This is a genomic window from Streptomyces sp. NPDC001492 (assembly GCF_053597275.1).
The window spans coordinates 66,025-79,611 of the sequence record NZ_JBSFHW010000010.1; the positions used below are offsets into that span (position 1 = coordinate 66,025).

General features: G+C 69.7%; 7 protein-coding genes. 5 read left to right on the forward strand and 2 right to left on the reverse strand.

What is annotated here, in order from left to right; all coding sequences use genetic code 11:
* Positions 1 to 22 precede the first annotated feature (22 nt).
* Complete coding sequence (locus ACWC1K_RS15310; RefSeq protein WP_450831575.1) at positions 23 to 3,595, forward strand: type I restriction endonuclease subunit R; 3,573 nt, start codon at positions 23 to 25, stop codon at positions 3,593 to 3,595.
* 4 nt (positions 3,596 to 3,599) lie between these two features.
* A complete protein-coding gene (locus ACWC1K_RS15315) occupies positions 3,600 to 4,379 on the forward strand; it encodes a M48 family metallopeptidase (protein WP_450831576.1) in 780 nt (259 codons plus the stop codon).
* A 49-nt stretch (positions 4,380 to 4,428) separates the two neighbouring features.
* Here the strand turns inward: ACWC1K_RS15315 and ACWC1K_RS15320 are convergent, their stop codons facing one another.
* Positions 4,429 to 5,232: an endonuclease I family protein gene (locus tag ACWC1K_RS15320; RefSeq protein WP_450831578.1), complete on the reverse strand. Its 804-nt coding sequence runs from the start codon at positions 5,230 to 5,232 to the stop codon at positions 4,429 to 4,431.
* Between the two features lie 136 nt (positions 5,233 to 5,368).
* Positions 5,369 to 7,609 carry an ArnT family glycosyltransferase gene (locus ACWC1K_RS15325; protein ID WP_450831579.1) on the reverse strand — a complete coding sequence of 747 codons (2,241 nt, stop codon included), beginning with the start codon at positions 7,607 to 7,609 and terminating at the stop codon, positions 5,369 to 5,371.
* A 157-nt stretch (positions 7,610 to 7,766) separates the two neighbouring features.
* Between ACWC1K_RS15325 and ACWC1K_RS15330 the strand changes: the two genes are divergently transcribed.
* The 3 genes from ACWC1K_RS15330 to ACWC1K_RS15340 all read left to right on the forward strand — a co-directional run bounded on the left by ACWC1K_RS15330 (position 7,767) and on the right by ACWC1K_RS15340 (position 13,546).
* Positions 7,767 to 8,627 (forward strand): serine hydrolase, encoded by an 861-nt coding sequence (locus tag ACWC1K_RS15330; protein ID WP_450831581.1) that lies wholly within the window; start codon positions 7,767 to 7,769, stop codon positions 8,625 to 8,627.
* A 48-nt stretch (positions 8,628 to 8,675) separates the two neighbouring features.
* The gene (locus ACWC1K_RS15335; protein ID WP_450831582.1) at positions 8,676 to 9,701 is read left to right on the forward strand and encodes an esterase-like activity of phytase family protein; all 1,026 of its coding nucleotides are present in this window, start codon (positions 8,676 to 8,678) and stop codon (positions 9,699 to 9,701) included.
* Between the two features lie 98 nt (positions 9,702 to 9,799).
* Positions 9,800 to 13,546, forward strand: a complete 3,747-nt coding sequence (locus tag ACWC1K_RS15340) for an ABC transporter ATP-binding protein (protein ID WP_450831584.1) — start codon at positions 9,800 to 9,802, stop codon at positions 13,544 to 13,546.
* Positions 13,547 to 13,587 lie beyond the last annotated feature (41 nt).

A 13,587-nucleotide genomic window follows, 5' to 3' on the forward strand; every position in this document is an offset into this window, starting at 1 on the left:
ACGTACGGGGAGGCGCGGGGCCGTGGTGGTGCACGTCGAGCGGGACGAGGTGGAGCGGCCGTTCGTCGCGCAACTGGAAGCGATGGGGTGGACGCACGTCCCGGGCGTGGAGCTGGACACGCTTGACGCGGCCAAGCCATTACTCGTCGACCAGCTCGGGCCCGCGCTGAGGCGCATCAACCTCCGAGGCAGTGACGGTCAGCCCTGGATGGGCGACGACGACATCCAGCGGGCGGTCAACGAACTTGCTTCTGGCTCCCTCGGCAACGGCGTCGTGCACGCAAACCTCGCCGCCACCGACATGCTGCTCCACGGCTGGACACTTCCCTCGCCCTCCGCCGCGCACGGCGGGCCGTCCGCCACCGTCCAGTACATCGAGTGGCACCCGGACCTCGTCACGCGCAACACCTTCACCGTCGTCGACCAGCTCCGCGTGCGCAGCCGTTCCGGTGAGCTGTCCATACTCGACCTCGTCCTCTTCGTGAACGGCATCCCGCTCGTCGCCGTCGAGTGCAAGAGCGCCGATCTCGCCGAGCCCGTCCGTAGTGCCGTACTCGATCTTCGGCACTACGCGGGGAATCCCGTCCTGGACCTCGACGCCGCCGGTGCCCCACTCCCCGCCGGTGTGCCGGAACTGTTCCGGACCGTGCAGCTCCTCGTCGCCGCGACCGGCGAGACCGCCCACCTGGGTACCGTCACCTCCGAGCCCGAGCACTTCCACCCGTGGCGCAGTGTCGAACCGGAGGAAGAGAGCACGCTGCGGCGGGAGTTGCGTACCGCCGGGCTGCTCGCGGACGACACCGGAGCGTCCGCGCCCGCGCCGCTCAGCGAGCAGCAGAAGCTCGTCGGAGTCGTCCTGCGGCCGGCCGCCCTGCTCAACGTCGTACGGCACTACGTAATCCCGATGGCCGTCGAGTCGGGGGCGGACGGCGGGGCCGTACGCACGGTGAAGGCCGTCGCCCGGCATCAACAGTACCGGGCCGTCGAGAAGGCAGTACGCAGACTGCTGACCGGGCGGACCCGTGCCGGGCGGGACACGGAGGACGAGCGTGGTGGGGTCATCTGGCACACACAGGGTTCCGGCAAGTCGCTAACCATGACGTTCCTGGTGCGGCGGGTCCACCTGCACCATCGGCTCAGCGAGTTCATGGTGGTCGTGGTCACCGACCGCACGCAGTTGCAGACCCAGCTCTCGCGGACGTTGAAACTCAGCGAGTCCGATGTCGAGACGGCGAAGACACGGCCGCAGATGGAAGGGCTGTTGCGGGACGGCGGGCGGCGCGTCGTCTTCGGGATGATCCAGAAGTACGGGACCGGGTTCACCTTCGCCGGGGACGCGGAAGGCAGCGGAGACGACCGGGACCTGGTCGGGGAGGGCGAACAAGGAGAGCAGGCCGAAACCCCGGGCCCCGTCCCGAACTTCCCCGAGTGCAACACCTCGCCGGACATCCTCGTCCTCGTCGACGAGGCACACCGTTCGCACACCAGCGTCCTGCACGCCGCCCTGCGCAAGGCGATCCCGAACGCCGCCAAGATCGGGTTCACGGGTACGCCGATCATCACCGGACGTGAGGAGGACACGCGCCGGATCTTCGGGCGGGGTGAGTCGCCGCGCGGCTTTCTCGACGAGTACCGGATGGAGGACGCCGAGCACGACGGCGTAGTCGTCCGTATCCGCTACGAGGGGCGGACCGGGGAAGGCGAGGTCCGTGACGGGGAGGTCCTCGACGAGGGATTCGACGACCTCGTCCGGGACCGCACCCCCGAGGAGAAGGCCGCACTGCTCAGGCGGTGGCCCACCGAGCGGGACGTCGCCGAGTCGGTTCCGATGATCGAGGCGAAGGCCGAGGACATGCTGGAGCACTGGGTGACCACCGTGCTGCCCGGCGGTTTCAAGGCCCAGGTCGCGGCCGTCAGCCGGAAGGCTGCCGTCCAGTACCACCACGCTCTGCGTAGGGCCCGGGATGAACTGCTCGCCGAACTCGCCGAGTTCGATCCGGAGTCAGTGGCCGGAACTCCGCTGGAAAGGCTTTCCCGCAAGCTGCGCTATCTCTACCAGGCCCACCACTTCCGGGCGTTGCTGCGTCGGGTCGACTTCGTGCCGGTCATCTCGCCGGGATCGGGGCACAAGCGGGGGGAGTGGCGGGAGTGGACCGATGCCGGTCGTCAGGAGGCGTACATCGAGCGTTTCCAGAAGTCGTTTCCCGAGCTGGCGCCCGATTCGGAATGGGTCGCCTTGACGCCCTTCAATGCGCCTCAAGGCCAGGCTCCGCCGACCGACCTTCAAGGCGGTATGAACGCCCCTTGGTCCGATACCGCGAGCAGTGAGATGCCGCCGCCCCCCACCTCGGTGCCCGACCCCGTGCACCCCGACAGTCCCATCGCCTTCCTGATCGTGAAGTCCATGCTGCTCACGGGGTTCGACGCTCCGCGCGAGCAGGTGCTCTACCTCGACCGGCCGATCCGTGACGCCGAGCTCCTGCAAGCGGTCGCGCGTGTCAACCGCACCTCGCCCGGCAAGGAAGTCGGCTACGTCGTCGACTACTACGGCGTCTTCGAACACCTCTCCAGCGCACTCGCCGGGTACCGCGACGCCGATGTCACCGACACCATGCGGAACTTGTCCGACGAGGTGGGCAATCTCGGTCTCGCCGCCGAAAAGGTCCGTGACTTCCTGCGGCGCAACGGCATCGACGACGCGGGACTCGACCAGCTCGCCAAGCTGGGGCCTGCGGCGCTCGCACTGCAGCCCGAGGCTTTGCGCTTCGACTTCGACGAGGTGCTTCACGCCTTCCTCGCCACCCTTGAGCGGGTCCTTCCGCACGAGGATGCCCTTGACTATGTTGCGGATGCCCGGCGTTGGGCCCTGCTCCAGAAGCGGGTGCGGCGGCTGTGCCGGGACGACGAGGGCGGTACGTTCACGCTGCGGCGGTACGGCCGCAAGGTCCGGGCAATGATCGCCGACCACCTTGAGGGTCCGGAGATCGATCAGGTCATCCCGCCTGTCTCACTCACCGCACTCAGCTTCGACGACGCCGTGCGGCGGTTGCCTCCGGAGGAGGCCGCGGCGGAGATGGGGCACGCGCTCCGATTCCATCTTGAGGAGCGGACGAAGCGGGAGGACCCCGCGAAGTACGCGCGGCTTTCCGAGCGCCTGGAAGAGATCCTGCGCACGATGCCGGGCCGCTTCGAGGAACAGGTCGAGGAGTTCGGGCCGCTGATCGCGGAGGTTAGGCAGGAGCAGGAGGAGGCACCAGAACTCGCCGGTCTCACGCCATTGGAACAGAAGGTGTACCGGCTGGTGGAGCAGATCCTGGAGGACACCCCTGGGATAAGGCTTACAGGTCAGGGCGACATCAGGCAGCTCACGGGCAAGGTGTGCGACGCGGCGACCCGGGCCATGGCGAGAGCGTCATACCAGGGGCAGCACCAGGACATCAGCATGTTGGCCGGCGACCTCCACGAAGTCCTGCTCAGCGGCGGTGTCCGGCCCGTGGGCGGGGAGTGGGGGCTGTTGGACAATGCGGCCGAGCGCCTGGCGTCCTTCGCGCAGAACAACCTTCGCCAGTTTCGGAGCAGGGCGAGGGGAGAATAGGCGGGTGACCGCACCGGCCGATCCTTCGACGTCTGCTGCTCCAGAAGCCCTGCTCACTGTGGACGGGCTGGCTCTGCGCGTGCGCGTCAGTGCCCGCAGGAAGCGGTTCGCCCTGACGGTCGAGGCCGACGCGACCCTCACTCTGCACACCCCTGTCGGACGTCCGACGGCCGAGGCGGAGCAGTTCGTACGAGCTCACTGGGACTGGTTGCTGACCAAGCGGCGGCAGCGCGAGTGCACTCGCCCGCTCAGCCCTGCCAAACAGCTCGCCGACGGAGAGGTCTTCCGCTATCTGGGGCGGACGTACCGGCTGGCTGTGTCCCGCGAGGAAGAGGCGACAGGAAGCGTCCGGTTGGTTGCAGGTCGCCTTGTCATGAGCCCGGATCTGGCGGCCGAACCGCAGGCGGGGCGGGCCGCGCTCGTCGACTGGTACTGCCGGGCCGGCCGGAACTGGACGGGACAACGGCTACAGCCCTGGGCAGCCCGCATGGGTGTGACCGAGCCGGAACTCGAGGTGCGGGACCTGGGGGACCGATGGGGTTCTTACCGGCCGCCGCAGGACGGAGCGGTCGCCAAGGGACTGATGAGTCTCGGGTGGCCGCTCTTCCAGTTGCCCATGCATCTGATCGACTACGTCATCGCGCATGAACTGGCCCACGTGAAGGTGTCCGGCCACCGGGAAGACTTCTGGCGGCTGCTGCGGACTGCGCTGCCCGAGTACGAAGAGCGGCGGGCGGACCTCGACGAGCTGGGGCGGCGACTCTGGATGGGTGATATTGGGTAAGTTTGGCTGAACTCCCCGTGTTAGTAGGGGAGTTCAGCCACTGCGATGGCTACCAGATCGCGTCCACCCACTCCGGGTGGTCGATGAACGGGTTCCGGTTGTGCTGGTAGGTGTCGTAGATGACCTGGTTGCGCTTCTCCTCGAAGGCGCTCGGCGGGTCCTCGTCGTTCCACTGCTTGAGGACCGAGAGCTTGCCGATGTACGGGTTGCTGCCGTTGTTGACCTTCTCGTCGGGCTCCAGGTCGGGGAAGCCGTCGCCGCCGTCGTAGCGGACCGCCATGTAGAGGATCATGCGCGCGACGTCGCCCTTGTCCGCGTCGCGCGGCTCGAAGGAGTCGGAGTCGACCTTGCTGCCGCCGCCGCCCGTGACCGCGCTGCCGCCGTTGTCGAAGTCCAGGTTGCCGCGGATGGCGTTGACCTGGACGTCGGCGGGGCGCAGGTGGTGCAGGTCGGTGCCGGGGCCGGTCGAGGTGCCGAAGTCGCCGTGGGACTTGGCCCATACGTGCTCGCGGTTCCAGTCGCCCGTGTCGCCGCCGTTGAGGGACTTGGCGCGGGAGACACCGCTGTAGAGCAGGATGACGTTGTTGCTGTTGTTCGGGTCCTGGTCGGTGACCTTGAGCGCGTTCCAGACCGCGTCGTACGAGATCTTCGTCTGGCTGCTGATGATCGTGTGCAGGGAGGACTTGAGGCTCGCGCCCGTCTTGCCGATCGCGTTCTTGTAGTACGTCGAGTCGTAGTCGGTCGTCGTGGCGCCGGCCGGAGTCGCCGTCAGGGCCGGGGTGGTGAGGCCGACGAGGAGGGCCGCGGTGGCCCAGGCCACCGACTTCCAGCGGCGGGTGCGTGTCGCCGTCATGTGGGGGTTCCCATCTACGCGGGTTGAATGGAGGCGGCAAGAAGGAGAGTGGCATGGACATGATGTCGGGCAGGTAAACGGAACGTAAAAAAGGGGCCCCGGCCATGTGGTCGGGGCCCCTCGGTGTCGGAGTCCGTCAGCTGACGTCCGACGGGTCGAGGCGGTAGAGCGACGACGAGCTCGAACGGGACGAGGACGACGAGGACGACGAGGGCGACGATGAGGACGAGGAGTTCATGTTCGGGGTCGCGTTCGACGTCGAACTCTTGCTGTATGCGCTCTCCTTGACCGCCGTGCCGTGCCGCTGCACCCAGTTCGACACCTCGGTGCTGAGATTGTTGCCGCCGCCGGGGCCCCCGCCCATGCCGCCGCCCATGCCTCCGCCGCCGATCTGGATGTAGTGCAGCTCGCCCTTCTTCACCAGCGCCTTGAGCCTGGCGACCGTCATCGCGTTGTCGGAGCCGGTGAAGCCCCACATGGAGATGACCGGTTCCCTGGCGCTGAGCTCGATCTGGGCGGCGCTCTGCGAGTTGGAGACCGCGAGCAGCCACTTGGCGCCGTCCTGGTGCTCCTTCAGGTACGAGATGAGTTCGCTGTCCGCGCCGCCCATACCGCCGGGGCCGCCGCCCATGCCGCCGCGGGCGAAGCCGCGCTGTCCGAAAGCACCGCTCAACTCGCCGCTGGTGCCGGGGGTTTGACGGCCGCCCTGCTGGGGCCCGCCCGGCATTGTCCGACCGCCGCCCGGCGGTTCACCGTTCTGGCCTTGCTGTCCGCCGCCGGGGAAACCGCCTGCCCGGGTGCCGCCCGGCAGCTCGCCACTGCCCGGGAAGCCGCCTCGGCTGCCGCCGGGTCCGCCGCCGAAGCCACCTCCCGTCGACGGGCCGGCCGTCGGGTTGGTGCCGCCCATCATGCCGCCGGAGGAGCCGAAGGCCGGCGAGGCCGCGTACGCCGTCGGGCCCGCGAGGGCCGCGATGACCGCCGCCGCCAGAGACGTCGTCAGCAGCCGGGCGCGGGAGCGGGACACCAGCATGCCGACGACGGCCACCACGGTCAGGACGCCGATCGTGGGCCACAGCCAGGTGTTCCAGCCCGAGGCGCGCCGGAGCAGCACGATCGCCCAGATGCCGGTGACGCCGAAGGCGGCCGGAAGCACCCACGCCCAGAGCCTGTCGCGGCGGAAGGCGTCCAGCAGCATGGCGCCCCCGCCGCCGCACAGCGCCGCGATGCCCGGGGCGAGCGCGGTCGTGTAGTACGGGTGCATGGTGCCCTGGGCGGTCGCGAAGATCACGTAGTGCAGCAGGGTCCAGCCGCCCCACAGGACCAGTGCCATCCGGCGCAGGTCGGTGCGCGGGGCGCGCCCGCACAGGACCAGTCCCCCGATCAGGGCGATCGCGGAGAAGGGCAGCAGCCAGGAGATCTGGCCGCCGAGGATGTCGTTGAACATCCGGCCCAGGCCCGCGGAACCGGAGAAGCCGCCGCCACCGCCACCGCGGCCTCCGCCGTTGCCCTCACCGCCGAAGACACGGCCGAGGCCGTCGTAGCCCATGATCAGGTCCCAGGCGGAGCCGTCCGTGGAGCCGCCGATGTAGGGCCGGTCGGAGGCCGGGACCAGGGAGACGGCGACCGCCCACCAGAAGCTGGAGACGGCCAGCACCACCGCGGCGAGAAGCAGGTTGACGACGCGCTTCACCCAGGGGGCCCTCGACGCGTGGAGGTAGAGCGCGAAGACGGCCGGGAGGGCGATCCAGCCCGCGAGCAGCTTGGTGTTGAAGGCGAGGCCGAAGCAGGCGGCCGAGCCGAGCAGCGGCAGCAGCTTCTCGTCACGGGTGGCGCGGAACGCCAGCGCCGCGCCCGCCACCATGAGGAAGACGAGCAGGGTGTCCGGGTTGTTGTCGCGGTTGATGGCGACGGTGATCGGGGTGAGCGCCAGCACCAGCGCGGCCACGGCTGCCGCGCCGTGCCCCCACACCCGCTTCACATGGGCGTGCAGGATCCAGATGGTGGCGAGGGCGACCGCGATCATCGGCGCCATCATCTGCCAGGTGCCGAAGCCGAGGACACGGCAGGACAGACCCATGACCATGAGCGCGAACGGCGGTTTGTCGACGGTCAGGAAGTTGCCCGGGTCCAGCGACCCGAAGAACCACGCCTTCCAGCTCTGCGTGCCCGCCCAGACGGCACCGCTGTAGAAGGTGTTCATGCTGGAGCCGGAGAGGTTCCAGGCATACAGGGCCGCCGCGAGGAGCAGGATCGCGACGAGCGCCGGCAGCGACCAGCGGGGCGCCTGGTCCGGGGGCACCGCGGGTGGGGCCTGCGGCGGCCGGTCGGCGGACACGGTCTCGGTGGTGTGGGGGAGTGGATCGGTGGCAGATGTCACGAGCGCATCGTGCAAAGGCGGAGTGAGTGCGCGCTGTGGCGAACCTGGCTCCCGCCTGTGAATTGGCCCAGGCCGCGGTAACGCCTTGCGCTTCCTTTGCCCAACGGGCCCGCTGATGCGTACAACCATTCAGTCGAACTCGTGCGTCAACAGAGGCATGACTCACCGGACTTCCACCAGACGTGCGAGAGCGCTCGCCACCGGAGCCCTCGGGCTCGGTGTACTCATACCCGCGGTGGCCGCCGCCTCGCCCGCCGCGGCCGCCACGACACCGACCGTCAGCTGCACGTCCTCCAAGGCCGCCCTGGCCACCAAGCTCCAGAAGGACATCACCGCCGCCCTCGCGAACCGCACGGGCACCGTCGCGGTCGGCCTCTACGACCGCTCCACCAACACGACTTGCTCCTTGCGGGCCACCTCTTCCTACGACTCCGCGAGCGTCGTGAAGGTCACCGTCCTCGCCACGCTGCTGTGGGACGCGAAGAAGCACAACCGCTATCTGACCGACACCGAGGCCTCGCTGGCCAAGGCCATGATCACCAAGTCGGACAACACCGCGACCAGCAAGCTCTGGAAGCAGCTGGGCCTGACGAAGATCAAGGGCTTCCTGAGCGCCGCCGGCATGACGAAGACCGTCCCCGGTGCGAACGGCTACTGGGGCCTGACCCAGATCAACGTCACCGACGAGCAGAAGCTGCTCAAGCTGATCACCGCGCAGAACACGGTCCTGAGCGACAACGCCCGTGCGTACATCCTCAAGTTGATGAGCCAGGTCATCTCCTCGCAGCGCTGGGGCACACCGTACGGAGCTCCCTCCGGCGTCTCGGTCCACGTCAAGAACGGCTGGCTGCAGCGCTCCACGCACGGCTGGCGCGTACACAGCGTGGGCACCTTCGACGGTGGCGGCCACGACTACATGATCACGGTGCTGACGTGGGGCAACAGCACCATGAACTACGGCGTCAACACCATCCAGGGCGTCGCCAAGGTCATTCACCGGGACCTCGCCGCGAGTTGACCCCTCCCGGTCTCCCGCCCGTCACCCACCAGCCGTACGGTGACGCCCATGCGCCTGAGAACCGTACTCGCGACCGCCACCGCGGCCCTGGCGGCGGCCACCAGCCTGACCGCCGCCGGGCCCGCCACTGCCGACACACGGCAGAGCCACGCCTGTTCGCCCTCCGTCTCCATCGACCGCTTCTCCGACGCGCTCGACAAGACGACGTACCAGGGCACCTTCGTCGGCAACTTCTCCGCGCTCGCCGTGGACCGCGACGGATCGCTGGCCGCGCTGGAGGACCGCTCCTCGCTGTTCAGCCTGGACCGGAAGACCCTCGCGCCGCGGTCCGTCGTCCCGCTCGCCGACGAGAAGGGCGCCGCGCTCGACAGCGAGGGCCTGGTCATCGACGGTGACGGCACCCGCCTGATCACCTCGGAGACCGAGCCGTCCATCCGCCGCTACAGCACGGACGGCAGGATCCTCGACCGCCTCCCGGTCCCGTCCCCGCTCCTCGTCACCCCCGCCGGACGCGCCACGGCCAACCAGACCTTCGAGGGCCTGACCCTCCTCCCCGGCGGCCACACCCTGCTGGCGTCGATGGAGAACGCCATATCCGGCGACGCCACGAACATCGTCCGCTTCCAGACCTGGGAGCGGACGAAGGGCGGGCACTTCCGGCTCGGCGCCCAGTACGCGTACCCGATCGACTCCGGTCTCGGTGTCCCGGAGGTCCAGGCCACCCCGGACGGCCGTCTGCTCGTCCTGGAGCGCGGCTTCACCCCGGGCGTCGGCAACACCGTCCGCCTCTACCTGGCCGACCCGCGCCACGCGACGGACACCAGTGGCATCGAGAACCTGACGGGGCAGTCCGGCGTACGCCTGATCAAGAAGACCCTGCTCACGGACATGGTGACCTGCCCGTCACTGGGAGCGACGGCCAGGCAGCCCCAGCCCAACCCGCTCCTCGACAACATCGAGGGAATGGCGGTCACCGGGTACTCGAAGGGCCGCCTGAAGGTGCTGCTGGTCAGCGACGACAACCAGAACGCGGCACAGACGACCCGCTTCTACCACCTGCGGGTACGTGTCTGAGCCCCGCCCCTGTTTTGTTGCGGCGGGATGAAATCCGCCCCGGTGCGTGTTGGTGCCTTCCGGTAGATCAGGACTTCTGAGCGACGGAGGGCACCCGCGTGGAACCGCAACGGGGATGGGCACGACGGCTGGCGGGATACGCCTGGCGCTACCCGAAGGACGTCCTCCTCGCCCTCGGCTCCTCCCTCGGCGGCATGGCCGTCATGGCGCTGGTCCCGCTGGTCACCAAGGTGATCATCGACGATGTCATCGGTGACCACAGCCGCCGTATGGCCCCCTGGGCGGGTGCCCTGCTCGGCGCCGCGGTCCTCGTCTACGTCCTCACCTATATACGCCGCTACTACGGCGGACGCCTCGCCCTCGACGTCCAGCACGACCTGCGGACCGAGATGTTCGAGACGATCACCCGGCTCGACGGGCGCCGCCAGGACGAGCTGTCCACCGGGCAGGTCGTCGGCCGCGCCACCAGCGACCTCCAGCTGATCCAGGGCCTGCTGTTCATGCTCCCGATGACCATCGGGAACCTCCTGCTCTTCCTGATCTCCCTCGTGATCATGGCCTGGCTGTCACTGCCGCTGACCCTGGTCGCCCTCGCCGTGGCCCCCGCCCTGTGGTGGATCGCCAAGCGCAGCCGCTCCAAGCTGCACCCCGCCACCTGGTACGCGCAGGCCCAGGCCGCCGCCGTCGCCGGTGTGGTCGACGGCGCCGTCAGCGGCGTACGCGTGGTGAAGGGCTTCGGGCAGGAGGACCAGGAGACCGGGAAGCTCAGGGAGGTCGGGCGGCGGCTGTTCGCCGGGCGGCTGCGCACCATCCGGCTGAACAGCACGTACACCCCGGCGCTCCAGGCCGTTCCCGCCCTCGGCCAGGTCGCCATGCTGGCGCTCGGCGGCTGGCTGGCCGTCCGTGGGCACATCACTCTCGGCACCTTCGTCGCCTTCTCCACCTACCTCGCCCAGCTGGTCGGGCCGGTCCGCATGCTCGCCATGGTGCTCACGGTCGGGCAGCAGGCGCGGGCGGGCACCGAGCGCGTCCTGGAGCTGATCGACACCGAGCCGTCCCTGACGGACGGGACGAAGGAACTTCCCGCCGACGCGCCCGCGACGGTCGAGTTCGACGACGTCTCCTTCGGCTACGACCGCGCCCCCGGCAAAACCAGCCCGGTCCTCGACGGGCTGAGCTTCGAGATCCGCCCCGGCGAGACCCTCGCCGTCGTCGGTTCCTCCGGCTCCGGCAAGTCCACGGTCTCCCTCCTCCTGCCGCGCTTCTACGACGTCACCCACGGCGCCGTCCTCATCGGCGGCCACGACGTCCGCGAGCTCACCCTCGACTCGCTGCGGGCCGCGATCGGACTGGTCCCCGAGGACTCCTTCCTCTTCTCGGACACCGTGCGCAACAACATCGCCTACGGCCGCCCCGACGCCACCGACGAGCAGATCGAGGCCGCCGCGCGCGCCGCCCAGGCGGACCGTTTCATCCGCGAGCTCCCGGACGGCTACGACACCAAGGTCGGCGAGCACGGGCTGACCCTCTCCGGCGGGCAGCGCCAGCGTGTCGCCCTCGCCCGCGCGATCCTCACCGACCCGCGCCTGCTCGTCCTCGACGACGCCACCTCCGCCGTGGACGCCCAGGTGGAGCACGAGATCCACGAGGCCCTGAAGCAGGTCATGCAGGGCCGCACCACCCTGCTCATCGCGCACCGCCGCTCCACCCTCAACCTCGCCGACCGCATCGCCGTCCTCGACGCCGGCCGCCTCGCCGACATCGGCACCCACGAGGAGCTGCAGGAACGGTCCGCCCTCTACCGGCGTCTGCTCACCGACCCCGACGAGCTCGGCGGCGTATCGCCCGGCCACACCCGGCCCTCCGCGCCGGCCGAGGACACCTCGGTACGGGACGAGCTGGACGCCGAGTTCGACGCCGAGCGCGGGCTGACGCCCCGCCTGTGGACCGGCGACCGCGAGCGCAAGGACACCGCGCTGACCGGGATGCCCGCCACCCCCGAACTCCTCGCCGAGGTCGACGCGCTGCCCCCGGCGGACGACACCCCGGACATCGACGAGGCACGGGCGGTGCGGCCGGAGGAGTCCTACGGCCTGAAGCGGCTGCTGCGCGGCTTCGGGCTGCCGCTGCTGGTGAGCCTGGGGCTCGTCGCCGTGGACGCGGGCATGAGCCTGCTGCTGCCGATCATGATCCGGCACGGCATCGACCAGGGCGTCTCCCAGCTGGCCCTCGGCGCGGTCTGGTCGGCCTCGCTGCTGGCCCTGCTCGCCGTGGTGGTGCAGTGGGCCGCGCAGCGCGGTGAGACCCGGATGACCGGGCGCACCGGGGAGCGGGTCCTGTACTCGCTCCGGCTGAAGATCTTCGCCCAGCTCCAGCGGCTCGGGCTCGACTACTACGAGCGGGAGCTGACCGGCCGGATCATGACGCGGATGACGACCGACGTCGACGCGCTCTCGACCTTCCTGCAGACCGGTCTGGTCACCGCGTTCGTCTCCGTCGTCACCTTCTTCGGGATCATGGTCGCCCTGCTGGTGATCGATGTGCAGCTGGCGCTCGTGGTCTTCGCCACGCTGCCGCCGCTGATCGTCGCCACGTTCTTCTTCCGCCGGGCGAGCGTGAAGGCGTACGAGCTGGCCCGTGAGCGGGTGTCGGTGGTGAACGCCGATCTCCAGGAGTCCGTCTCCGGGCTGCGGATCGTGCAGGCCTTCCGGCGCGAGGGCGACGGCGGCCGGCGGTTCGCGGAGCGCAGCGACAGCTACCGCAGGGCGCGGATCCGGGGGCAGTGGCTGATCTCGATCTACTTCCCCTTCGTGCAGCTGCTGTCGTCCGTGGCGGCCGCCGCGGTGCTGGTCGCGGGCGCGGGACGGGTCGACGACGCCACGCTCACGACCGGAGCCCTGGTCGCGTACCTGCTGTACATCGACCTGTTCTTCGCGCCGGTCCAGCAGCTCTCCCAGGTCTTCGACGGCTACCAGCAGGCCACCGTCTCCCTCGGCCGCATCCAGGAACTGCTCCAGGAGCCGACCTCCACCAAGTCCGCCGACGAACCCCTCGAGGTGCTCTCCCTGCGCGGCGAGGTCGCCTTCGAGGACGTGCACTTCGCGTACGGCTCCGCCGATGAGGCAGAAGGGGAAGAGGCGCTCAGCGGCATCGAGTTGAGCATCCCCGCCGGGCAGACCGTCGCCTTCGTCGGCGAGACCGGCGCCGGCAAGTCGACCCTCGTCAAGCTGGTGGCGCGGTTCTACGACCCCACGGGCGGCCGGGTCACGGTCGACGGCCAGGACCTGCGCACCCTCGACCTCACCTCCTACCGGCACCGTCTCGGCGTCGTCCCGCAGGAGGCGTACCTCTTCCAGGGCACCGTCCGCGACGCCATCGCCTACGGTCGCCCGGACGCCACCGACGCCGAGGTCGAGGCGGCGGCCCGCGCGGTCGGCGCCCACGAGATGATCGCCACCCTCGACGGCGGCTACCTCCACGAGGTCGCCGAACGCGGCCGCAACCTCTCGGCCGGCCAGCGCCAGCTGATCGCCCTGGCCCGCGCGGAACTCGTCGACCCCGACATCCTCCTCCTCGACGAGGCCACGGCCGCCCTCGACCTGGCCACCGAGGCCCAGGTCAACCAGGCCACCGACCGCCTCGCAGGCCGCCGCACCACGCTCGTCGTGGCCCACCGCCTGACCACGGCCGCCCGCGCGGACCGCGTCGTGGTCATGGATCACGGCCGGGTCGTCGAGGACGGCACCCACGAGGAGCTGCTGGCGCTGGAGGGGCGGTATGCCGCGCTGTGGCGGACGTTCATCGGGGAGGCCGAGCCCGAGGAGCCGGTGGGGGCGTCCTACTGATGGTCGTGCAACCATCCGACATACGTCCTGCGTCCGTACAC

Coding starts and splice junctions, on each gene's coding strand:
- ACWC1K_RS15330 (WP_450831581.1), top strand. CDS start 7,767: ATGACTCACCGGACTTCCACCAGACGTGCGAGAGCGCTCGCCACCGGA.
- ACWC1K_RS15320 (WP_450831578.1), bottom strand. CDS start 5,232: ATGACGGCGACACGCACCCGCCGCTGGAAGTCGGTGGCCTGGGCCACC.
- ACWC1K_RS15335 (WP_450831582.1), top strand. CDS start 8,676: ATGCGCCTGAGAACCGTACTCGCGACCGCCACCGCGGCCCTGGCGGCG.